Origin of the sequence: Bradyrhizobium cosmicum (assembly GCF_007290395.2) — a bacterium.
In the GTDB taxonomy this organism is placed as follows: domain Bacteria; phylum Pseudomonadota; class Alphaproteobacteria; order Rhizobiales; family Xanthobacteraceae; genus Bradyrhizobium; species Bradyrhizobium cosmicum.
This window is the reverse complement of the sequence record NZ_CP041656.2, coordinates 1,769,846-1,789,497: the sequence shown is the minus strand read 5'-3', so window position 1 is coordinate 1,789,497 and position 19,652 is coordinate 1,769,846. Positions and strand designations below refer to the sequence as shown.

Genomic DNA, 19,652 nt, shown 5'->3' with positions numbered 1-19,652 from the left:
CCCATGAACATCCGCTCCAATCCTGAGAAAACCGTCCCCGCCGTCACCACCGGCCCGCTGCCGTCCTCGCGAAAGATCTTCGCCTCGCCCGACGCTGCGCCCGAGCTGCGTGTGCCCCTGCGCGAGATCATCCTCTCCGAAGGCGCCGGCGAGCCGAACCTGCCGGTGTACGACACCTCCGGCCCCTACACCGATCCGTCCGTGACCATCGACGTCAACGCCGGCCTGCCGCGCGGTCGCAAGGCCTGGGTGCTGGAGCGCGGCGGCGTCGAGGAGTATCAGGGCCGGCAGATCAAGCCGGAGGACAATGGCAGCGTCTCCGCCGACAAGGCCGCGCGCGCGTTCAGCGCCTATCACCAGCCGCTGCGCGGCCTCGACGGCCACAAGATCACCCAGCTCGAATTTGCCCGCGCCGGCATCATCACCAAGGAGATGATCTACGTCGCCGCCCGCGAAAATCTCGGCCGCAAGCAGCAGCTCGAGCGCGCGGAAGCAGCCCTCGCCGACGGCGAAAGCTTCGGCGCATCGGTCCCCGCCTTCATCACCCCGGAATTCGTGCGAGCTGAGATCGCGCGCGGCCGCGCCATCATCCCCTGCAACATCAACCACTCAGAACTCGAGCCGATGATCATCGGCCGCAACTTCCTCACCAAGATCAACGCCAATATCGGCAACTCCGCCGTGACCTCGTCGGTCGAGGAGGAGGTCGAGAAGATGGTGTGGGCGATCCGCTGGGGCGCCGACACCGTGATGGACCTCTCGACGGGCCGCAACATCCACACCACCCGCGAATGGATCCTGCGCAATTCGCCGGTGCCGATCGGCACCGTGCCGATCTACCAGGCGCTGGAAAAGTGCGACGGCGATCCGGTCAAGCTGACCTGGGAGCTCTACAAGGACACGCTGATCGAGCAGTGCGAGCAGGGCGTCGACTATTTCACCATCCACGCCGGCGTGCGCCTGCAATACATCCACCTCACCGCCAGCCGCGTCACCGGCATCGTCAGCCGCGGCGGCTCGATCATGGCGAAGTGGTGCCTGGCGCATCACAAGGAAAGCTTCCTCTACACCCACTTCGACGAGATCTGCGACCTCATGCGCAAGTATGACGTCTCGTTCTCGCTCGGCGACGGCCTGCGCCCGGGCTCGATCGCCGACGCCAACGACCGCGCGCAGTTCGCGGAGCTCGAGACGCTCGGTGAGCTGACCAAGATCGCGTGGGACAAGGGCTGCCAGGTCATGATCGAAGGCCCCGGCCACGTGCCGATGCACAAGATCAAGATCAACATGGACAAGCAGCTCAAGGAGTGCGGCGAAGCGCCGTTCTACACGCTCGGGCCCCTGACCACCGACATCGCGCCGGGCTACGACCACATCACGTCAGGCATCGGTGCCGCCATGATCGGCTGGTTCGGCTGCGCCATGCTCTGCTACGTCACCCCGAAGGAGCATCTCGGCCTGCCCGACCGCAACGACGTCAAGGTCGGCGTCATCACCTACAAGATCGCCGCCCACGCCAGCGATCTCGCCAAGGGCCACCCCGCCGCGCAGCTGCGCGACGACGCCCTCTCCCGCGCCCGTTTCGACTTCCGCTGGAGCGACCAGTTCAACCTCGGCCTCGATCCCGAGACCGCGAAAAACTTCCACGACGAGACGCTGCCGAAGGAAGCCCACAAGGTCGCCCATTTCTGCTCGATGTGCGGCCCGAAATTCTGCTCGATGAAGATCACGCAGGACGTGCGGGATTATGCGGCGACGCTGAACGACCCGAACAGCATCGGCATGTCGCTGAGCGGCACGGCCGAAGACGGCATGAAGCAGATGAGCGCGAAGTTCAAGGAGATGGGCGAGAGCTTGTATCTGGATGCGGAGAAGGTGAAGGAGAGCAATCGGGTGTTGTGAGGAACTGCTCCGCACCCCATAACCGCATCGTGGATGCGTAAGAGGCCGGGCGAAAGCCCGGCCTCTTTTTTTTTGGCACGACGTCAATCAAACATGACGCTGGAAAGCATGCCCCCTTTTTAATAGGCTCGGGCTCATAAGCTGCGCCGATCTTGGTACTCTTGCTCTGTGAGGTCCTCCGGATCTCGATCTCCAATACCAAGTGACCAACTAGCTCTCTGGATAACCGGATCATTTTGGCGACCGCCCAGGAACCACCAGGATCTGAATTCCGGATTATCGTAGATTGACAGCACGTCGCCGTTTTCAAAAACAAGATCGAGCTGCTCCTTGCTCACGATCGACGTTTCGACAATCTTCGTTCGTAGAATGCGATCAACATTCAAGGACTTATGATTGCCATAGATTTCGTAAGAGAAATTAACCGCACCATCGGAGGATCGGAACGAGAAGCGGTCCGCGACATTCAACAAGGCATGCTCGTCCTCAAACCAAAACATGATGTGATACTTGTCGATCGTCACCTGATAGAGTTCCCATCCTATGATGGGACCAAAATCAAAGCGCTCGCTAAATCCAATTGCCATTCCTATCGTCTTCCTGTTTTATCGCCGGTAGGCAAAGCTGCATAAGCGTAGCGAGGTCTGGTCTCTTTGTCGTCCCACATATCGCTCCGCTCACGCGGGCTACACGTGGATCATTGACATTGCCCGGTCCCACCCCCCACCACCTCCCCGACCAGCTCCGTCCCAACCTCCGCCTAATCTTCGTCGGCACCGCCGCCTCGACGCGCTCGGCCGAGCTCGGGCACTACTACGCCCATCCCGGCAACCGCTTCTGGCGCGCGATCCATGAGGCCGGGATCACGCCGCGGCGCTATCTGCCGGGCGAGTTCGCGTCGCTGATCGAGCTCGGGATCGGCTTCACCGATCTCTCCAAGTCGGGCGCCGGGATGGATCACCAGATCGCGGCGGAGACGATCGACGTATCAGGCTTCAGGGCCAAGATCGAAACCTATCGGCCGCAGGCGGTTGCGTTCACGAGCAAGAAGGCGGCGAGCTTGTTCTATGGCAGGCCGTCCAACGCGATTGCGCTGGGGCGGCAGCCGCGCGACGAAAGCTTGCCGGAGATCTTCGTGCTGCCCTCGCCGTCCGGTGCCGCGTCCGGGCATTGGACGCTGGAGCCGTGGCGCGAGCTTGCGATGTGGATCAACGGCGCATCAATGAACTGATGTCGCCGGGACGCCTCAACCTGTCGGCGTGCCCGCGTTGAGAAGTTGGGACAAAGCCGTCACGAGTTGCGCGGGGGCGAATGGCTTGGCCAGCAGAATGCTGCCGGGTACGCCCTTCGAGGGCCACTCGTCGCCTGCGGCGCCGGTCATGTAGATGATCGGAAATGCAGCATCGATTTCCCGCCCGACGCGGGCAATGTCCCAGCCGTCGACGGGGCCGCTCAGGTTGATGTCGGTTACGAGGGCGCGGTAATCGTTGGTTTCGCCCTTGAGCAAGGCGATGGCTTCCTCGCCCGAGCTCACGATCACGGTGCCAAATCCGCCGTCGGCCAGTGCTTCTTCAACCAGCCCGCGAATGAGCGGATCGTCCTCGACGACCAAAATCTTCGGTAGCCCTTGCCCCTGCTGCACGGATGTTCACCTTGGCTTGCCGCCAAGTGATGTTGACGACATGAAATGAATGTCGCAGGGGCGAAAACGTTCCGCGCCAATGTGAAAAAGTGAACTTAAGGATGAGGTTGCGGGGAGCCGATCGCGAAGGGCGGCGCGATCTCACACGCATGGCGGGCAAAGCGCCTGATGTTCTGCTTTGCAGCATTGTCCCGGAATAGGAACTTTGACGGGCAGGCACAATTGACGCCGACAACGTAATGGAGGCGACAATGAACGGTTTGATTTATCTGGTTGGCTTGGTGGTGGTGATCCTGGCTGTGCTGTCCTTCTTCGGCTTGCGCTGAGCAAGGATGATGGAAATGTCCATGGAAGCCCTTCCCTCGGCGCCGCGCGCCGATGTCGAGGCGTACCGCGCCGATCGCGGTTCGCGCTATCTGCAATGGTCTCCGATCCTGCTCGGCGCGTTCGCGGCCACCGCGCTGTCGTTCGTCATGGTGACGTTCGGCGCAAGCGTCGGGCTCGGGGTCACCTCCGCTGCGCCGACCTGGCGCGACGCCTCCGCGGCGCTGTGGATCCTGTCCGGCATCTATCTCATCCTCCAGGCGATCCTCAGCTTCGGCCTGGGCGGCTATATCGCCGGCTGGGTTCGCACGCCGGCCGCTCCGGGCGGTCCGGTCGAGCACACCGAGCAGGCGGACGGCCTGCATGGTCTGGCAGTCTGGGCGCTGGCGGTGGTGATGGGCGCGATCCTGGCGACGCTGCTCGGCGCGGCGACCCTGTCGCGCACGCCAACCGGCGCCACGTCGGCGCGCACCAGTGCCGCCGAGCCGCTGCTCAGCTACGAGCTCGACCGTCTCTACCGTGCCGGGCGCCGCGCGCCCACGGTCGACCTCAGTTCGGAACGCGCTGAAGCCGGCCGCATCCTGCTGACGACGTCGGGCCATGACGGTCTCAGCGCGGATGACCGGACCTATTTGATCCAGCAGGTCGTCGGCACCACCGGCCTTGCGCCGGCTGACGCGGAACGCCGCGTTGATACCGTCATCGCCAACGCCAAGACGGCGATCGCGCGGTCGCGGCGAAGCACGATCATCCTGGCGTTCTCGGTGGCCACGGCTGTTCTGCTCGGCGCCATCGCGGCCTGGGCTGCGGCGTGTGCCGGTGGCCGCCATCGCGACGGCGCACCTTTGCCGGAGTGGATGGCCCATTCGAATGCGCTGGACCGGCGTCGCACCGCCGTGCTGCCGTAACGGATTGTAGGGTCGGCAAAAGCCTACTCTGAGCTCTCGTGTCCCGGGCAAGCGCAGCGCAGACCCGGGACCCAGACGCTCCGATGCGCGCTCGGCATGGGCCCCGGCTCTGCAGCGCACCACGTCGCGAAGAGCGACGCGCTGCGTTGCGTCCGGGGCACCGTCACTCATCCCCCCGCATACGCCTTGTCCAGATCCGCAATCACGATCTTCTTCATCCCCATCATCGCCTGCATGACGCGGTTCGCCCTGGTGCGATCGGGGTCGCCTAGGTAGCGGGAAAGCGCTGACGGGATCACCTGCCAGGACAGGCCGAACTTGTCCTTGAGCCAGCCGCATCTGGACTCTTCGCCGCCGTCTGCGGTGAGCCTCACCCAGAAATAGTCGACCTCGGCTTGCGTCTCGACGCTGATGAAGAACGACACCGCCTCGTTGAACTTGTATTGCGGCCCACCATTGAGCGCGTTGAAGCGCTGGCCTTCGAGCTCGAACACCGCCATGAAGTCGCTGACGGTCTCAACTTTAGCGTTGGGAAACACCGATTTGTAGAAGGCGACGGCCTGCGGCAAATTGTTGTCGAACCAGAGAAACGGCGTGATTGACGGCATGAAATGGCATCCTTTCGCCCGGGACCGGGTGGGCAATACCCGCATTGTCGCTCCAAGGACGAGTGGCGGAACGATGGCCCGACACGGGCGCAGGATTCTTTGCGTCGGCCCCTGTCGGAACCCGGGCCGGTCATTCGTTCCTTGACTGCAATGCCGATCACCCGGAGTTCCTCCAATCCCCCCACCATCACCGCCTTCGAATCCTCACCCGACCGCGGCCGGGGGCAGGCGCGCGACATGCGCCTGCGGTGGGCGCTGGAGGAGGTCGGCCAGCCCTACGACGTTCGGCTCGTGTCGTTCGCGGCGATGAAGCAGCCGACGCACCTGGCGCTGCATCCGTTCGGGCAGATCCCGACCTATGAGGACCGCGACCTCGCCTTGTTCGAATCCGGCGCGATCGTGCTGCATCTCGCCGAGCGCCATGATGGGCTGCTGCCGCGCGAGGCCAACGCGCGGGCACGCGCGATCGCGTGGATGTTTGCCGCGCTGAACACGCTGGAGCAGCCGATCGTCGAGCTCGGAATGGCGATGCTGTTCGAGCGCGACAGGAGCTGGTACGCGGAGCGGCTGCCGATGTTGCAGGATCGCGTCCGTGTCAGGCTCGGCGAATTGTCCCGCCGCCTCGGCGGTGCCGACTGGCTCGACGGCGCGTTCAGCGCCGGCGACCTGATGATGGTGACGGTGCTGCGGCGGTTGAGCGCGTCGGGGCTGCTGGACGAGTATCCCGATCTCGCCGCCTATGTCGCCCGCGGCGAAGCACGTCCGGCGTTCAAGCGTGCGTTCGCTGCGCAGCTGGCGGTGTTCAGGGCTGCATCGCCTCACTGAAACCGGTACGTCACCCCGAACGTCGCCAGATGCGCGCGCATCGCGACATCATACGTGTTCGCGGATGGATCGTGGTCAGCCCTTCCGCTCGACCGCGCCACGGTGAAGCCGGCCTTGCCGTAGTCGGCGTAGCGATATTCGGCGCGCGCCAGCCAGTTGCCCCACAGCACGGTCTCGAGGCCGCCACCGAGCGTCCACCCGGTCTTCGTGGTGGACTGGCTGATGATCGCCGGCGACAGTGCGAAGAAGCCGGTGCAGGGGCCGCTGGTGCAGGTCGAGGTCAGCTCGAAATTCTGCCAGGCCACGCCGCCGGTGGCGTAGAGCATGGTGTGCGGATTGACGAGATAGCCGCCGCGCAGCCGCAACGACGCGTCCCACCGGTTGCGGATCGACAGGCTTTCGCCGGGCGACTGGGAGTCCGCGAGGAAGATGGTGGTGAAGCCTTCGCGCGTGGTGGTGCGATCGGCGAAGCCAAGATCGCCCTCGACGCCCGCTGTCCATTGCGAGGCAAGCTGCCAGAGATAGCCGGCATAGGGGCTGGCTCGGAACGCGACGTTGTCCATCGGGCGGTTGTTGGCGCGGTCCTCGAGAACATCATCCGTGAAGCCTCCAACCGATTCCGATGTTGCCGTGAGATCGGTGCGCGTGGCGCGCGCACCGAGGCCAAGGCCGACATAGGCGCCCGTCCAGGACGGCAGTATCGCGGCCTGTGCCTGCAACGGATGCGAACGGCCGCCGGTGACGGGCTCGCCGAATCTGTAAGCGAGTCCGACGGTGGCCGTGTGGGTCCGCAGCCTGGTGTTGAAATTGTCGATCGTGAGCGCGGGCCCTGCGCCGCTCTGCGTGCGCGCGATCGCCATCGGCGCGGTGCCGAAATCGGCGTAGCGATATTCGCCGCGCAGCAGCCAGTTGCCCCACAGCGCGGTCTCGACGCCGGCACCCAGCGTCCAGCCGGTCTTCGTCACCGCGTTCGTGACCGTGGTCGGCGTGGCATCGTTGCAGGTCGCGCCGACGCAGACCGACGTGACGTCGAAATGCTGCCAGGCGAGGCCGCCGGTGGCATAGACCAGCGTCGCCGGCGTCAGCAGATAGCCGGCGCGGCCGCGCAGGCTCGCATCCCACGTGGTCTTCACCGAAAGGCTGTCGACCGCGAACGTGGACGAGCCGGCCCGCGGCGAGGCGCGAAATCCCGGCAGTGCCGTGGTCTGGTCACCGAAGCCGATATCGCCTTCAATGCCGACGACCCAACTGGGAGCGACCTGCCAGCTGTAACCGGCATAGGGATTGACGCGAAAGCCGGTGCCGTCGAACGGCTGGGTGAGGACCCCGCGGCTGATATCACGCGGCACGCCGTCTTCCAGCACCGACGTGGTGGTGAGGTCGGCGCTGGTCGATCGAAAGCCGAGGCCGAGGCCGGCATAGAATCCGGTCCACGACGACGCCATCAACGGCGGCGCCTTCACGAACGGTTTTGGCGCGAGGTCCGCGGCCTGCGCCGGTGCGGCGAGCGCCAACCCGGCCAGAAGCGCACCGCCGCAAAGCCATCCCGGCATGTTTCGGCAGGTCGATGAACGTCGCATGTCGGGCCCCGGTGCAAAACTTCTGCCCGAAGCCGTAGTCCAATTGGGTGATGTTCAGCGTCATGCGATCGAATGACATCTCGCCGAATGCGCGCGACTGTTGCAAGCGCGTCACGGCGACGGCACTCTGATGGAGAGATCGGTAGGGCGGGTTAGCTCTGAAGACGCGCGAAGCGCATCTGCAGAGCGTAACCCACCCTGCAGACCGCGTCCTATCGCATCGTGATCGCAAGTCCGCTCAGATCCGCATTCGCCATCAGGCCGGTCTGGGTGCCCGACAGTTCGAGCACCGCGCCCTTCTGGTTGCTCAGCACGATGGCGCGGGCGCCGCGGCCGATCGCAAGGCCCGCACCTGCGGCGCCGTAGACGCCGGCGACATCGGAGGGACGGTTGATGTTGGAGACGCGGCCGCGCAGCACGGTCTTGGAACCGCCGAAAACGAGACCGTAATCGAGCCCGCCGGTCGAGAGCGCATAGGAGCGGCCGCGGAAGTTCAGCGTGCCGGAGCCGCCGGAACCGCCGATGATCCAGCCCGCCTTGTAGATCGTCAGCACCACGGTGCCGCTGTCGGCCAGCGCCGACGTCGTGAGGCCGGCAAGCGCGGCTATGGCGACCAGCGCGGCGCGTAACGAGGAAGCGATCTTCATGGCAGTCTCCGGGGGCTATTTTTCAAGGAGGGATCGAATCAGACGCAGCGAATCTATCCGATGGATGAGGGCGGCAACATGATGGAGGGACGCTTCCGCAAGGACGGTAGCGGCTGGACCCGCAGAAGGTCCCCATTCTCCGTCATTGCGAGCGCAGCGAAGCAATCCAGAATCTTTCCGCGGAAACAGTCTGGATTGCTTCGCGGAGCCTGTCATCGGGCCGCGCTTTGCGCGGCCCCGGTGGCTCGCAATAACGGGGTGGATGGATTCCGGCCCCTGCTGCCAGCGGCCGCACGCGGGGAAAGGCGAACCACTACCCTCGCCGCCACCATCCCCACCATGCCATTGTGCCCCTGTTTTGCCCGACGGAGCAAGCAAGAAATTCGACCTTACCGAATTCTAGAATACCTCAATGATTCCGGTCCGCTCCCTACTGTGCATGGGGTTGTTTTCGCGTTTCCTGTTGGAGCAGGCCCGGCCTGTCGCTACGCTATGACATTCCATCCCGTCCGAGGTGATCCCATGACGATCCAGCATTTCGCGCCCCCGCCGCACGTCAAGGCGCCGCCGCTGTCCTTTGCCACGCGCGTCGGCGACCTTCTGTTCGTCTCCGGCATTCCCGGCTTCGACGCCAACGGTGCGCTGCCCGACGGCTTCGAGGCGCAGTTCGCCAATGTCGCCGTCAACATCAGGCGCGTGCTGGACGAGGCCGGCGCGACCTTTCGCGATCTCGCCAAGGTCAACGTGCTGCTGACCCGCGCCTCCGACGTCGCCGCCATGAACGCGCTCTATGCCGGCGCCTTCGGCCCGCCGCCCTACCCCGCGCGCACGACCTGCGTGGTGCACGCGCTGCCCGATCCGAAGATGCTGATCGAGATCGAGGCAGTGGCGTCGCTGGCGAAGTGATCCACGCCTCGCCCGTGTGTCTTGCAGGGCACGCGACCCAACCAATTGGGCGCGCCGGTCTGACATATCCGTGAAACGGTCGCTCCCCGGCTTGCAAAGGACCGGCTTTTACCGCACGAATTTTCGAGGCCTACTTCCCCATCAGGAGATATTTCATGCGTCGCGTTCTCGCCCTCTGTGCCTTTGCCGGCATCGCCAGTTCCGTGCTTGCCATGCCCGCATCCGCAGCGCCCGGCTATTACGTGATCCGCTGGGACAACACCGGCATCTGCCAGGTTTGGAACGAGGAGCTGAAGTACAAGCCGTTCCAGTGGGGCGCGTCGACCTACAAGGTCGTCAGCAAGCCGCTGCCGACCTTCACGGCCGCCTCCGACCTGCAGATCAAGCTGCGCGCGGAGCGCCGCTGCACGCTCTGAGCGTCGCGCGACGAGACGGATTTTGAGGGCGGGTCGCGCAAGCGATCCGCCTTTCTTCTTTGTGGCGCGCGGCCCTCGTTTTCCAGCCGGTATCCCGCATGTCCGGCCCACGCGGTTTGAACCTCACCCGCAGGCGGAACTACTCACACCTTGTCCGGGGCGCCCCGTCCCAAAGCGTCCCGCACCACCCCTCCCCTCATTGTCGGGAGGCGCATCACAACTTTCATTTGAGGAGCTGATCATGCGTCGTATTTCCGTGCTGTGTGCTGCCGCCGGTCTTGCCATTGCGGCCTTCGCCGCCACCAGCCCGGCCGAAGCCGGCTATCATCTGATCCGCTGGCAGAATGGCGGCTTCTGCCAGATCTGGGACGAGAGCATCCCGACCACGCCGTGGCCCTCCGACTACACCCGCGTCAGTGCGACCGTGCCGACCTTCCTCGACGCGCTGGTGCTGAAGGACCACGCGTTGAAGGACGGCCACTGCTCCTGGTAAAATTCGATCGGCGGACGACAAGGGCCAGGCAAGGATGCGATGCGAGCATCCTTGCCTGCTCGCGTTTCCATCCAGTCCCTGTGGGGTCAATCGATGCGCACGCTCACGACGGCTGCAGCCGTCTTCACTGTATCGCTCGCACTCGTCTCGGCAGCACCGGCGCAGGCCCCGGAATCCATCCGCGTGATCTCGCCGATCTTCGGCCAGCTCGTCAGCTTTTCGATGCCGTCAAACTTCGTCGCGGTGTTCGAGAACACCAAGGGCGGTCACTACATCCGCGAGGCCGTGCTGAAGGGCGAGACGCCCGAGCGCTGGACCCAGATGATCACCGTCACCGGCGAGAAGGGCATGACGCTGACGCCGGGTAGCTCACCCGAGAAATTCGCAGGCTCGATCGCCGGCGGCTTCAAATCGGCCTGCCCCGACAGCTTTGCGGCAAGACCTTTCGGTGTCCTGAAATTCGGCCGCTTCGAAGGGTTCGGCGCCGTGATCGGCTGCGGCCGCGTCGACAGCGGCCCGACCCGGCACAGCGAGACCGCGCTGCTGATCACGCTGAAGGGCGCGAGCGACTACTACACCATCCAGTGGGCGGAACGCGGCCCCGAGACTGACGAGCCGCCCGTCAACGACGACCTCTGGCAAGCGCGCCTGCGTGAGCTCAGCCCGATCGATCTCTGCCCGATCGTCGCGGGAGAAGCCGCGCCCTATCCAAGCTGCGTCAGCAAGAGCTGAGTGCGCTTCAGGCCTCCTTGTAGGCGCCGGGGTGGATGAGAATGTCGCGCGCGGCGGCGAGGTCGATGAAGGCCTGCGCGTTGCCGCCCTGGTCGGGATGCGTGCTCTTGGCCGCGCGTCGATAGGCCTGGTTGATGTCCTCGCAGGTGAGCTGCACGGCGAGCGGCAGGCCGAGCATCCTGCGGGCGCGATCCTCGCTGGACAGTTTCTTCGGCATGGCGTTGCGGCGGCCGAAGCGCGGCGCGGTGAGATCATGGACGACGTCGAGGACCACGCCGACGCGGCGCCGGGCCGCCAGCGTGACGCTGTGATCGTCATTGTCGACGGCCTGGCGCAGCACAGGAAGCGCCTGCTCGGCCGCCAGCCGCAGCGTGACATCCGTGCTCATGCGCGCGATCTCGGCCACGAGCCGGCCCGCCTCGGCCCAATCGCCCGATTGCGCCGACCGCAGGCGCTCGAGCGCCAGTTTCCAGGATTCAAGCCGTTCCATCATGCGCGCAACGTTTAGCAATGAAGATCAGTATGCCAAGGCGGCCGTTTCCGACCCCTTAATTTCGAGTTAGCCTTTCATGAAACTTAGAAACGAATCCGGGAGGAAATCGTCATGGCACTGCTCGCAAACCACATCGCCGTCGTCACGGGCGCCGGCTCCGGCATCGGCCGGGCGATCGCCGCCGGCTACGCCCGCGAGGGCGCGCAAGTGGTGCTGCTCGACGTCAACGCCGACACCGTGGCGGAAGCCGCCCAGGAGATCCGCAAGGCCGGCGGCAAGGCCGAAAGCTTCGCACTCGACGTGACCAGGCGCGAGGATTGCTTCGCGCTGGCCAAGCAAATCGCGGACAAGGTCGGGCAGGTCTCGATCCTCGTCAACAATGCCGGCATCACCCGCCGCAACGCCTTCACCGCCGAGACCGAGACGGTGGCGAAGGACTGGAACGACATCATCTCGCTCAATCTCAACGGCGTCTTCAACGTGACGCAGGCATTCCTTGGCCCGCTGCGAGCAGCCAAGGGCCGCATCGTCAATATCGGCTCGATCCAGTCCTTCGTGCACCTGCGCACGCCGAGCTCGGCGGCGTATACGACGTCGAAGCATGGCGTGCTCGGCTTCACCAAGGCGCTCGCGGCCGAGCTCGGCAAGGACGGCGTGCGCGTCAACGCGATCGGGCCCGGCTTCATCGAGACCAACATCAACGCCAATGTGCGCGCAACCAATCCGGCGCTGGTGCAGGCCTTCGTCGATCACACCCCGCTGGCGCGCACCGGCAAGCCCGAGGACATCGTCGGACCCGCGATCTTCCTGGCCTCGGACCAGTCGGCCTATGTCACGGGCACGATCCTGATGGTCGATGGCGGATACCGGACGGTGTGACACGCGCCGGCGAATTTGCGGGGCGAGATCGGCCCGCATCGCTATGCACCTCGTGCCAATCGCGGCGCCTTCGCGGCATTCCCGAGGTCATCTTGTGCGATGACCCGCAATTAACCTTTCGTTAACCAAACCCGCCCACCGTAGATCTACGGCTTGGGGGTCGTTTGTTCTCGATCCGCTTCCAACGATGGAAGCGGGCGTTGATCGGGGAGTATCTTGATGACCACTGTTCATGTCGCCGCGTCAGGGCCGGGCGCGCAATTCCTCAGCCCCAACCAGATCGTTCCGCTGCTGATCGGCGCGACCGTCGACGAGGTCGAGCGCGAGCTCGTGCTCCAGACTCTGGCACGCTGCGACGGCAATCGCACCCGCGCGTCACGCGTGCTCGGCCTGTCGGTGCGCACGCTGCGCAACAAGATCAGGATCTATGCGGCCTCCGGCATCAACGTGCCTGCGTATCACGACTAGCACGCGACCAGGCAACGTAGAGCGGAATGCCGGCGAGACCTGCAAGCGAGATGATCGCGACCGCTGCCGCGATCATCTCGATGGCGCGGAGCATGAACGCCATCATGACGGCCCATGCCGGCTGCGGCTCCTCGGCGAACGCGACCGGCACGACATCGGGCACGAGCAGATGAGCAAGGCCGAGCGACGCCGCAAGGATGGCTGCCGACAGGCAGAAGAGTTTCCACGCCGCGCGCATCGGTCTCTCCCAGTAAATTTGTCGCCGCGTATCATTCAGTGACACGGCGCTTCCGGAGGCCGATTGATGTTGATCAAGCGCGCCGCGATGCGCGGGCGGAATTGCTGCTGTCGTCAAACGCCGCTAAGTAGTTTGCTTCCGGTCAAGGGAGCATGGCGTGGCAGACGAACAGAAAAGGCAGGGACCTCAGGGACCGCGCGGGCGGCAGGGCGAGCCGGGACGGCCTGGACCGCAGGGGCATCCGGGCAAGCGGGGGCCGGACGGCTTGCGTGGCAAGCCGGGGCCGCAAGGCAAGCCCGGCGCAGCCGGAAAGGCCGGCCCGCAAGGCAAGCCTGGCCTGCCGGGCAAGGCCGGCGAAGCCGGTGCGCCGGGACCGGTCGGGCCGCAAGGGCCGGCGGGGCCGCAGGGCCCGCGCGGCGAGGCCGGGCCGCCCGGCCAGCTACCGTCGATCGAGCAGGTGCTTCCTTGGCTGGAGCAACTCTTCGACGCCTGGGACGAACGCCGCCGCCAGCGCGAGCGTGAAGCCGCCGAGCGCGAAGCGCTGGAAGCCGCGGTGCTGGAACCCGACGACACGTTCGTCGACGACGAGAGCGACGACGGCGAAGGCGAGGGCGACGAGCACCGGAAGAAGAAGAAAAAGAAGAAGCACGGCCACAAGGACTAGCGGTCACGCCTACCTCGCCTGATCCTCCCGTCGGGGCAGCATGCCCATGCGCTCGAACTGCCAGCGCATGGCGCGGTACCAGAGATAGCCGACCGCTGCGCCGCATAGCGCGAGGATCGCGACGTTCGCGCTGCTGAACGAGCCGCTCCACCACATCATCCATGCGGTCCACAGCAGCGTGAAAACGACGGCACCTGCTTTGAGGGGAATAAGAGGGCGGCTCATGATCGTGCTCCGGGCTGTCAAAACCCCGGCGGACATCATCGCAAGTTCATACGCCCCATACCGTGAGCCAGATCACGGAACGGCCGGTTGAGACCGGACTACCCGAACCGCAACCGCGAACGTTCCCTCGCCTTGTCCGCCTCGACCTCGCGATCCCGCGCCGGCGCATGCGTATGCAGCGAGGTCAGGAGCTTTCGCGCGGCCTCCGAGACCTCGGCCACTGCGCGGTCGAAGGCTTCCTCATTGGCTTGCGACGGCTTGTTGAAGCCGGACAGTTTGCGCACGAATTGCAGCGCGCTTGCGTGGAACTCGTCTTCCGTCGCCGGCGGCTCGAAATTGAACAGCGTCTTGATATTGCGGCACATGCAGCCACTCCCGTTGTTTCCCTTTAAGACGATTGGCGGAGCCAAAATTCTACATCGGTCCGGACAGTTCTGCTAAGGTTCCCGCAACGCGGCCCCCCCCTATGAGCCGCACGGGGAGAGAAACATGAGAGCCTCTTGCGTGGCGCTGTCCGCCATCCTTCTGTCCATCGCGATGCCCGCCGTGGCCGCCGACTATCCGGCGCCGAAACAGGGCGACTGGGTCGCCAAAGATTTCAAGTTCCACACCGGTGAGACCATGCCGGAATTGAAACTGCACTACACCACCGTTGGCGAGCCCAATGGCGAGCCAGTGCTGGTGCTGCACGGCACCGGCGGCTCCGGCGCGAGCATGCTTTCGCCCGCCTTCGCAGGCGAACTGTTCGGCACCGGCCAGCCACTCGATGCGTCCAAATATTACATCATCATCCCCGATGCGATCGGCCACGGCAAATCGTCAAAGCCGTCGGACGGCATGAAGACGAGCTTCCCGAAATACAATTACGACGACATGGTCGAGGCGCAGCATCGCCTCGTGACGGAAGGCCTCGGCGTCAAGCATTTGCGGCTCGTGATCGGCAATTCGATGGGCGGCATGCAAACCTGGCTGTGGGGCGAGAAATATCCGCAGGCAATGGACGCACTGGTGCCGATGGCCTCGCAACCGACCGAGATGGCGTCGCGCAACTGGATGATGCGGCGGATCATGCTCGACACCATCCGCAACGATCCAGATTACAATGGCGGCAATTACACCAGCCAGCCGCGTATGATGAAATACGCCATCACCGCCTACGGCATCGCCAGCATCGGCGGAACGCTGGCCTACCAGTCGCAAGCGCCGACGGCGGCCCGGGCCGACAAGATCGTCGACGAGCGGCTGTCGACGCCGATCACAGCGGATGCGAATGACTTCGTCTATCAGTGGGAGTCCTCGCACGACTACAATGCCGCCGAGAAGCTGGAGAAGATCGAAGCGTCGCTGCTGCTGATCAATTCCGCCGATGACGAGCGCAACCCGCCCGAGACCGGCCTCACGGACGCCGCGATGAAGCGGGTCAAGAACGGCAAGGTGTATCTCATCCCCGCAAGCACCGAGACGCGCGGTCACGGCACAACCGGCAATGCAAAGTTCTACAGCGAGGAGGTGCGGCAATTTCTGCAAAACGCACCGCAACAAACGTTTGAATCCGTGCGCCGCTGATTTTGCATCGCATCAACCGCCACCGAAGCCGCATATTATTTGAGCATGCATTGAACTGACAGCTCGGGCTTAATTGCGTCAACGATACGAATCGGCGCGCGACGGAGGATCGCATGCACAGGCTTGCGCTGTGCGTTTGGCTTGCAGCAATGATGGCGCTGACGAGCGCCGCGTTCGCGTTCGACAATGGCCAATACGACCATGTTCCGCCCGACATCCGCGCCTGGTTCAAGAGCGTGATCGCGCCGAACGGCGTGCCCTGCTGCGATGTCTCCGACGGCCATCGCACCGAATACGATGTGCGGGGCGGCGCTTATTGGGTACCGATCGAAGGACAATGGATGGAGGTGCCCGAGCGCGCCATCATCCGCGACCGCGGCAATCCGGTCGGTCAGGCCGTGGTGTGGTACGTCCATCACCGCGGCGCGATCATCATCAGCTGCTTCGTGCCGGCGGACGCCGTCTGAGTTCGCGCGTGCGATGGCGCCTCGGTGCCGCGCGTGCTAGTTCGGCTGATGGCCTCAGCTCCTGCAAGCGATCTGACACGCACGGTAATGCGCTGCGTGCTTGCTGCATTTTACCTGACGGCGGGCATCGCGCACCTCTGGGTTCCGGAGAAGCTGCTCGCGATCACGCCGTCCTGGGTTCCGTTCGCGACGCAGGTCGTCCTCATCACCGGGGCCTGCGAGATCGCAGGCGCAATCGCGCTGGTGACCAGGCCGCTGCGCTGGTGGGCAGGCGTCGCATTCGCGCTCTATGCACTTTGCGTATGGCCGGCGAACATCAAGCACGCCCTGGAGGGCATCGACCTTCCGCCTCTCCCCAATAGCTGGCTCTATCACGGGCCGCGGCTGGCGCTTCAGCCGGTCCTGATCTGGTGGGCGCTGTACTGCACCGGCGTGATCGACTGGCCGTGGCGGCGCAAGCAAGGGGGTAGCGCTCCGATCGGGGACTGATATCCTCGCCCCCTCAATCAAGGAGACCTTCGTGACTGATCTTTGCGCCGAAGACCTCGCCACCATCTATGCGAAGCCAACCCCTCGCGTGATTGCGAAAGCGCGTCCTGCGATCGATACGCATGCGAGGAAATTCATCGAGATGTCGCCGTTCTGCGTGCTCGCGACATCGGGCACCGACGGCAGCGTCGATGCCTCGCCGCGCGGCGGCGGCATTGGCTTTGTCCATGTGGCCGGCCCCAACCAGCTGCTGATGCCCGACCGCGCCGGCAACAACCGGATCGACAGTTTTCGCAACGTCGTCGAAGGCTCCGGCTTCGTACATCTGTTGTTCTTCGTGCCGGGGATCGACGAGACGCTGCGCGTCGGCGGACGTGGCACGCTGTCGGCCGATCCGGATCTGCTCGCCTCGATGGTCGAATTCGGCAAGCCGCCGCGCGCGGTGCTGAGCGTTGCCGTCAGTGAGGTCTATTTCCACTGCGGCAAGGCGCTGATGCGCTCGAAACTGTGGGCGCCTGAGAAGGTGCAACGCTCGGTGATGCCGAGCATCACCGAGGTGATCCACGAGCAAACCGGTCTTGGTGAGCCGCAGAGCCAGGACGTCGTGGAAGCACTGTACAAGACGCAGCTGTAGTGGCGCGGCGATAGTGGTGTCGTCCCGGACAAGCGAAGTGCGAACGGGACCGGTAGCCACAAGGAGCGGTTTGACGAAGACTCGGAGGTGCCGCCTCGCACCACACTTCTCCCTGGGATTATCGGTCCCGGCTCCCGTGCGCAATTGCGCACTAGGCCGGGACGACATGGGAGTGTGTGGCGACGTCAGTGCTTAGTGCCCCTCGCCCTCGAGCCCGCCGACGTGCTTCTGGGTGTAGAGTTCGAGGCCGATGCGGCCGATCAGATCGAGCTGGGTTTCGAGGAAGTCGATGTGGTGCTCCTCGTCGCTCATGAGCTTCTCGAACAGGTCACGCGTGACGTAGTCCTTGGCGCTGTTGCAATAGCCAGCCGCCTCCTGGTAGAGCGCCCGCGCGCTCATCTCAGCCGCGAGATCGCACTCGATGATCTCCTTGACGTTCTGTCCGATGCGCAGGGGATCGAGCACCTGCATGTTCGGGAAACCGTCAAAGAACAGGATCCGCTCGGTAAGCTTGTCGGCGTGCTCCATCTCCTCGATGGATTCCTTGCGCCAGACCTTGGCCATATCCCGCAGGCCCCAATTGTCGAGAAAGCGGTAGTGCAGCCAGTACTGGTTGATCGCAGTCAGCTCGTGACGCAGCGCCTTGTTGAGGTAGTCGATGACTTTTGCGTCGCCCTGCATGATGCACTCCAAATATGCCGGTAAATCGGCTTGCGCCGAATTTAGAACGTTTCTAAGTCAGTTTGCTGGTCAGGGCAACCAGCTACGAGGACGCAGTCGGGGAAAAGCTCGGATATGCAAGATTTTCAGCAGGCCGCGAGGGCGAACTGGGCGGGCTCAGCAATCTCGTCATTGGCGGCCACGGTGTGGTTGTGCGGGCAGCCCGAACAGCAGGACTTGGCACAGGGGCCGAGCGCTTCGTCGATGATGGTCTTGATCGTCCGCGCACAGCGACCGCATTCGGCGCTGCAGCCGAGGCATCCATAGACCTGCTTGGCATGCCGCACAGCGTCGTCGGACTCGGCGACGGCGGCGCGGATGTCGTCATCGCTCAGCACGTTACAGGAACAAACGATCATGGAAGCGGCAGGCCCTTCGGTGATGCGCCATCATCGATATTTAAGCGGCCGTCCGGATGCAAAAGGAAAAACTGGTATTTGAAGCTATTCCAAACTGGCCGGGAAACAGCCTAGAACGGCTCTAAAATAGGGAGTTGCGCTGGATCAAGATTGCGGCAGACCTAGTCGCCGCCACCGCCTCCACCACCATCGCCGCCGCCTCCGCAATCCCCGCCACTGCCGCCGCTATCGCTCGTGGAGCAGCTTCCAGCGTCGCTTGAGCTCCCCGAGCCGCCGCTGGAAAACCAGCTCCCCAGGGAGAAGCTGTCGCTGGTTCCCGAATAGCTGTCGCCGCCTCCCCCATCGCCTCCGGTCGCAGCGCGCGAGCGCCGGCCGCGGTTCTGGATATGGGTGAACCAGCCGAAGCCGATCGCAAAGACGATCCCGGCAGCAATCAGAGTATTCATCAGCGCGTCGCCCATCATCGCCTCCCTGGCGGGGCTCGATTCAGAACGATTGGTCGCCGCCGCCCAAGGGGCCGTTCATTGATCATTCAAACGAAGTATGGAACTCTGGTTCCCAAACAGTTCCCGTGCGTGAAAGGTCAAGCAATGAAGAGATCCCTCCTGGCAGTTGCCGCTGTCGTCACCTTGGCCCTGACGGCCGGAACACCGGCCCATGCTCAGCGCGGTGTCGCTGCCGGCGTGGCCGCCGGCATCATCGGCGGCGCCATTGTCGGCGGCGCGTTGGCCTCCCCGTATTATTACGGACCCGGTCCCGGCTACGCCTATGGTCCGGGCTATGGCCCCGGTTACTACCCGCCCCGCTACTACGCACCGAGTCCGGGCTATGTCGCCGACGACTATTACGGCGGCGGCTGTGTCTGGCAGAAGCAGCGCTTCTGGGACGGCTATGCCTGGCGCATCCGCCGCGTCCGCGTCTGTGGCTGAGGCGCCGCGAAACGGTTCACTGCGACTGATTCATTTGAGCCGGTTCACGACGGAGGCGCCGTTCATCTCCGGGCCTGAAAAAGACCGCTTTTTCTCATCACAGCTCTGCGTGCGTTTACTGCGGGTTGACCATTTGCGCGCTTCCTAGCTGCAAGGCCAATTCCATCAGAGTCTGCGTGAACCTTTGAACCCCGGGTGCTCCTAACAAGGAGCGTCCATCTCTCAGGAGAGCCAAGAGTATGAAGAAGACTTTAGTTGCCGCCCTCACGGTTGCGATGGTCGCCGGTTCGCTGGTGACCGCCACGCCGTCCGCCCAGGCCCATGACGGCGTGGGCGTCGGCATTGCTGCCGGCCTCCTCGGCGGCGCGATCATCGGCGGCGCCATCGCGTCGAGCCGTCCCGCCTATGGCGGCCCCGTCTATGTGGCCGAGCCCGGCCCGCCGCCCCCGCCCTGCTACTGGCAGCGCCAGCGTTATTGGGATGGCTACGGCTGGGTGATCCGCCCGGTTCGCGTTTGCTACTGATCTGATCGCTCGGC

At 64.3% G+C, this 19,652-nt stretch carries 29 protein-coding genes; 17 read left to right on the top strand and 12 right to left on the bottom strand.

Annotated features, from left to right (window positions below):
- Positions 1-3: 3 nt before the first annotated feature.
- Positions 4-1,902, top strand: a complete 1,899-nt coding sequence (gene thiC / locus FNV92_RS08395) for a phosphomethylpyrimidine synthase ThiC (protein ID WP_143841365.1) — start codon at positions 4-6, stop codon at positions 1,900-1,902.
- A gap of 134 nt (positions 1,903-2,036) precedes the next feature.
- Here thiC and FNV92_RS08390 read toward each other — a convergent pair whose 3' ends face one another.
- Positions 2,037-2,489 carry a hypothetical protein gene (locus FNV92_RS08390; RefSeq protein ID WP_143841366.1) on the bottom strand — a complete coding sequence of 151 codons (453 nt, stop codon included), beginning with the start codon at positions 2,487-2,489 and terminating at the stop codon, positions 2,037-2,039.
- 119 nt (positions 2,490-2,608) lie between these two features.
- Here FNV92_RS08390 and FNV92_RS08385 point away from each other — a divergent pair, with 119 nt between their 5' ends.
- Entirely contained in the window at positions 2,609-3,133 is a 525-nt protein-coding gene (locus tag FNV92_RS08385; protein ID WP_168213300.1) for a mismatch-specific DNA-glycosylase, read from the top strand.
- Positions 3,134-3,148: 15 nt separating this feature from the next.
- On the opposite strand, the gene FNV92_RS08380 is transcribed toward FNV92_RS08385, so the two are convergent.
- Positions 3,149-3,544, bottom strand: a complete 396-nt coding sequence (locus FNV92_RS08380) for a response regulator (RefSeq protein ID WP_143841367.1) — start codon at positions 3,542-3,544, stop codon at positions 3,149-3,151.
- Between the two features lie 341 nt (positions 3,545-3,885).
- Between FNV92_RS08380 and FNV92_RS08375 the strand changes: the two genes are divergently transcribed.
- Positions 3,886-4,776, top strand: a complete 891-nt coding sequence (locus FNV92_RS08375; RefSeq protein WP_143841368.1) for a hypothetical protein — start codon at positions 3,886-3,888, stop codon at positions 4,774-4,776.
- Between the two features lie 167 nt (positions 4,777-4,943).
- On the opposite strand, the gene FNV92_RS08370 is transcribed toward FNV92_RS08375, so the two are convergent.
- Positions 4,944-5,384: a VOC family protein gene (locus tag FNV92_RS08370; protein ID WP_168213301.1), complete on the bottom strand. Its 441-nt coding sequence runs from the start codon at positions 5,382-5,384 to the stop codon at positions 4,944-4,946.
- Positions 5,385-5,621: 237 nt separating this feature from the next.
- Here FNV92_RS08370 and FNV92_RS08365 point away from each other — a divergent pair, with 237 nt between their 5' ends.
- Positions 5,622-6,209 (top strand): glutathione S-transferase family protein, encoded by a 588-nt coding sequence (locus FNV92_RS08365; protein ID WP_244623745.1) that lies wholly within the window; start codon positions 5,622-5,624, stop codon positions 6,207-6,209.
- Here FNV92_RS08365 and FNV92_RS08360 read toward each other — a convergent pair.
- Both FNV92_RS08360 and FNV92_RS08355 read right to left on the bottom strand, forming a co-directional pair.
- The gene (locus FNV92_RS08360) at positions 6,203-7,789 is read right to left on the bottom strand and encodes an outer membrane protein (protein WP_244623746.1); all 1,587 of its coding nucleotides are present in this window, start codon (positions 7,787-7,789) and stop codon (positions 6,203-6,205) included. The genes FNV92_RS08365 and FNV92_RS08360 overlap by 7 nt on opposite strands.
- Positions 7,790-8,001: 212 nt before the next feature.
- Positions 8,002-8,436 carry a hypothetical protein gene (locus FNV92_RS08355; RefSeq protein WP_015684193.1) on the bottom strand — a complete coding sequence of 145 codons (435 nt, stop codon included), beginning with the start codon at positions 8,434-8,436 and terminating at the stop codon, positions 8,002-8,004.
- Between the two features lie 522 nt (positions 8,437-8,958).
- Here FNV92_RS08355 and FNV92_RS08350 point away from each other — a divergent pair.
- The 4 genes from FNV92_RS08350 to FNV92_RS08335 all read left to right on the top strand — a co-directional run bounded on the left by FNV92_RS08350 (position 8,959) and on the right by FNV92_RS08335 (position 10,983).
- Positions 8,959-9,342 carry a RidA family protein gene (locus FNV92_RS08350; protein ID WP_143841371.1) on the top strand — a complete coding sequence of 128 codons (384 nt, stop codon included), beginning with the start codon at positions 8,959-8,961 and terminating at the stop codon, positions 9,340-9,342.
- A 155-nt stretch (positions 9,343-9,497) separates the two neighbouring features.
- Positions 9,498-9,758, top strand: a complete 261-nt coding sequence (locus FNV92_RS08345) for a hypothetical protein (protein WP_168213302.1) — start codon at positions 9,498-9,500, stop codon at positions 9,756-9,758.
- Positions 9,759-9,999: 241 nt separating this feature from the next.
- On the top strand, positions 10,000-10,251 hold the full coding sequence (locus FNV92_RS08340; protein ID WP_143841372.1) for a hypothetical protein: 252 nt from the start codon (positions 10,000-10,002) through the stop codon (positions 10,249-10,251).
- A gap of 93 nt (positions 10,252-10,344) precedes the next feature.
- Positions 10,345-10,983, top strand: a complete 639-nt coding sequence (locus FNV92_RS08335) for a hypothetical protein (RefSeq protein ID WP_143841373.1) — start codon at positions 10,345-10,347, stop codon at positions 10,981-10,983.
- Positions 10,984-10,990: 7 nt separating this feature from the next.
- Here FNV92_RS08335 and FNV92_RS08330 read toward each other — a convergent pair whose 3' ends face one another.
- Positions 10,991-11,476, bottom strand: coding sequence for a J domain-containing protein (locus FNV92_RS08330; RefSeq protein ID WP_143841374.1), 486 nt, complete (start codon positions 11,474-11,476; stop codon positions 10,991-10,993).
- A gap of 111 nt (positions 11,477-11,587) precedes the next feature.
- Between FNV92_RS08330 and FNV92_RS08325 the strand changes: the two genes are divergently transcribed.
- Together FNV92_RS08325 and FNV92_RS08320 are read left to right on the top strand one after the other, a co-directional pair.
- Positions 11,588-12,355: an SDR family NAD(P)-dependent oxidoreductase gene (locus tag FNV92_RS08325; protein WP_143841375.1), complete on the top strand. Its 768-nt coding sequence runs from the start codon at positions 11,588-11,590 to the stop codon at positions 12,353-12,355.
- Between the two features lie 219 nt (positions 12,356-12,574).
- Complete coding sequence (locus tag FNV92_RS08320) at positions 12,575-12,823, top strand: helix-turn-helix domain-containing protein (protein WP_143841376.1); 249 nt, start codon at positions 12,575-12,577, stop codon at positions 12,821-12,823.
- On the opposite strand, the gene FNV92_RS08315 is transcribed toward FNV92_RS08320, so the two are convergent.
- Positions 12,798-13,061, bottom strand: coding sequence for a hypothetical protein (locus FNV92_RS08315; RefSeq protein ID WP_143841377.1), 264 nt, complete (start codon positions 13,059-13,061; stop codon positions 12,798-12,800). The two genes, FNV92_RS08320 and FNV92_RS08315, sit on opposite strands and share 26 nt — an antisense overlap.
- A 157-nt stretch (positions 13,062-13,218) precedes the next feature.
- On the opposite strand from FNV92_RS08315, the gene FNV92_RS08310 reads away from it, so the two are divergent.
- Complete coding sequence (locus tag FNV92_RS08310) at positions 13,219-13,725, top strand: collagen-like domain-containing protein (RefSeq protein ID WP_143841378.1); 507 nt, start codon at positions 13,219-13,221, stop codon at positions 13,723-13,725.
- Between the two features lie 9 nt (positions 13,726-13,734).
- Here FNV92_RS08310 and FNV92_RS08305 read toward each other — a convergent pair whose 3' ends face one another.
- Together FNV92_RS08305 and FNV92_RS08300 are read right to left on the bottom strand one after the other, a co-directional pair.
- The gene (locus tag FNV92_RS08305) at positions 13,735-13,950 is read right to left on the bottom strand and encodes a hypothetical protein (RefSeq protein WP_143841379.1); all 216 of its coding nucleotides are present in this window, start codon (positions 13,948-13,950) and stop codon (positions 13,735-13,737) included.
- Between the two features lie 98 nt (positions 13,951-14,048).
- Complete coding sequence (locus FNV92_RS08300) at positions 14,049-14,315, bottom strand: DUF2277 domain-containing protein (protein ID WP_143841380.1); 267 nt, start codon at positions 14,313-14,315, stop codon at positions 14,049-14,051.
- A gap of 124 nt (positions 14,316-14,439) precedes the next feature.
- Here FNV92_RS08300 and FNV92_RS08295 point away from each other — a divergent pair, with 124 nt between their 5' ends.
- The 4 genes from FNV92_RS08295 (at position 14,440) to FNV92_RS08280 (ending at position 17,106) form a co-directional block, all read left to right on the top strand.
- Complete coding sequence (locus tag FNV92_RS08295) at positions 14,440-15,516, top strand: alpha/beta fold hydrolase (protein WP_041748096.1); 1,077 nt, start codon at positions 14,440-14,442, stop codon at positions 15,514-15,516.
- Between the two features lie 113 nt (positions 15,517-15,629).
- Positions 15,630-15,983 (top strand): hypothetical protein, encoded by a 354-nt coding sequence (locus FNV92_RS08290; protein ID WP_143841381.1) that lies wholly within the window; start codon positions 15,630-15,632, stop codon positions 15,981-15,983.
- A gap of 87 nt (positions 15,984-16,070) precedes the next feature.
- Positions 16,071-16,472: a DoxX family protein gene (locus tag FNV92_RS08285; protein ID WP_416377753.1), complete on the top strand. Its 402-nt coding sequence runs from the start codon at positions 16,071-16,073 to the stop codon at positions 16,470-16,472.
- A gap of 31 nt (positions 16,473-16,503) precedes the next feature.
- A complete protein-coding gene (locus FNV92_RS08280) occupies positions 16,504-17,106 on the top strand; it encodes an MSMEG_1061 family FMN-dependent PPOX-type flavoprotein (protein WP_015684178.1) in 603 nt (200 codons plus the stop codon).
- Positions 17,107-17,298: 192 nt separating this feature from the next.
- Here the strand turns inward: FNV92_RS08280 and bfr are convergent, their stop codons facing one another.
- The 3 genes from bfr to FNV92_RS08265 all read right to left on the bottom strand — a co-directional run bounded on the left by bfr (position 17,299) and on the right by FNV92_RS08265 (position 18,646).
- Positions 17,299-17,787, bottom strand: a complete 489-nt coding sequence (bfr, locus tag FNV92_RS08275) for a bacterioferritin (protein WP_092021671.1) — start codon at positions 17,785-17,787, stop codon at positions 17,299-17,301.
- A gap of 125 nt (positions 17,788-17,912) precedes the next feature.
- A complete protein-coding gene (locus tag FNV92_RS08270) occupies positions 17,913-18,185 on the bottom strand; it encodes a (2Fe-2S)-binding protein (RefSeq protein ID WP_143841383.1) in 273 nt (90 codons plus the stop codon).
- A 161-nt stretch (positions 18,186-18,346) separates the two neighbouring features.
- The gene (locus FNV92_RS08265; protein ID WP_143841384.1) at positions 18,347-18,646 is read right to left on the bottom strand and encodes a hypothetical protein; all 300 of its coding nucleotides are present in this window, start codon (positions 18,644-18,646) and stop codon (positions 18,347-18,349) included.
- Between the two features lie 129 nt (positions 18,647-18,775).
- On the opposite strand from FNV92_RS08265, the gene FNV92_RS08260 reads away from it, so the two are divergent.
- Positions 18,776-19,114 (top strand): hypothetical protein, encoded by a 339-nt coding sequence (locus tag FNV92_RS08260; RefSeq protein WP_143841385.1) that lies wholly within the window; start codon positions 18,776-18,778, stop codon positions 19,112-19,114.
- 239 nt (positions 19,115-19,353) lie between these two features.
- Entirely contained in the window at positions 19,354-19,638 is a 285-nt protein-coding gene (locus FNV92_RS08255) for a hypothetical protein (RefSeq protein WP_015684173.1), read from the top strand.
- The last annotated feature ends 14 nt before the right edge of the window (positions 19,639-19,652 follow it).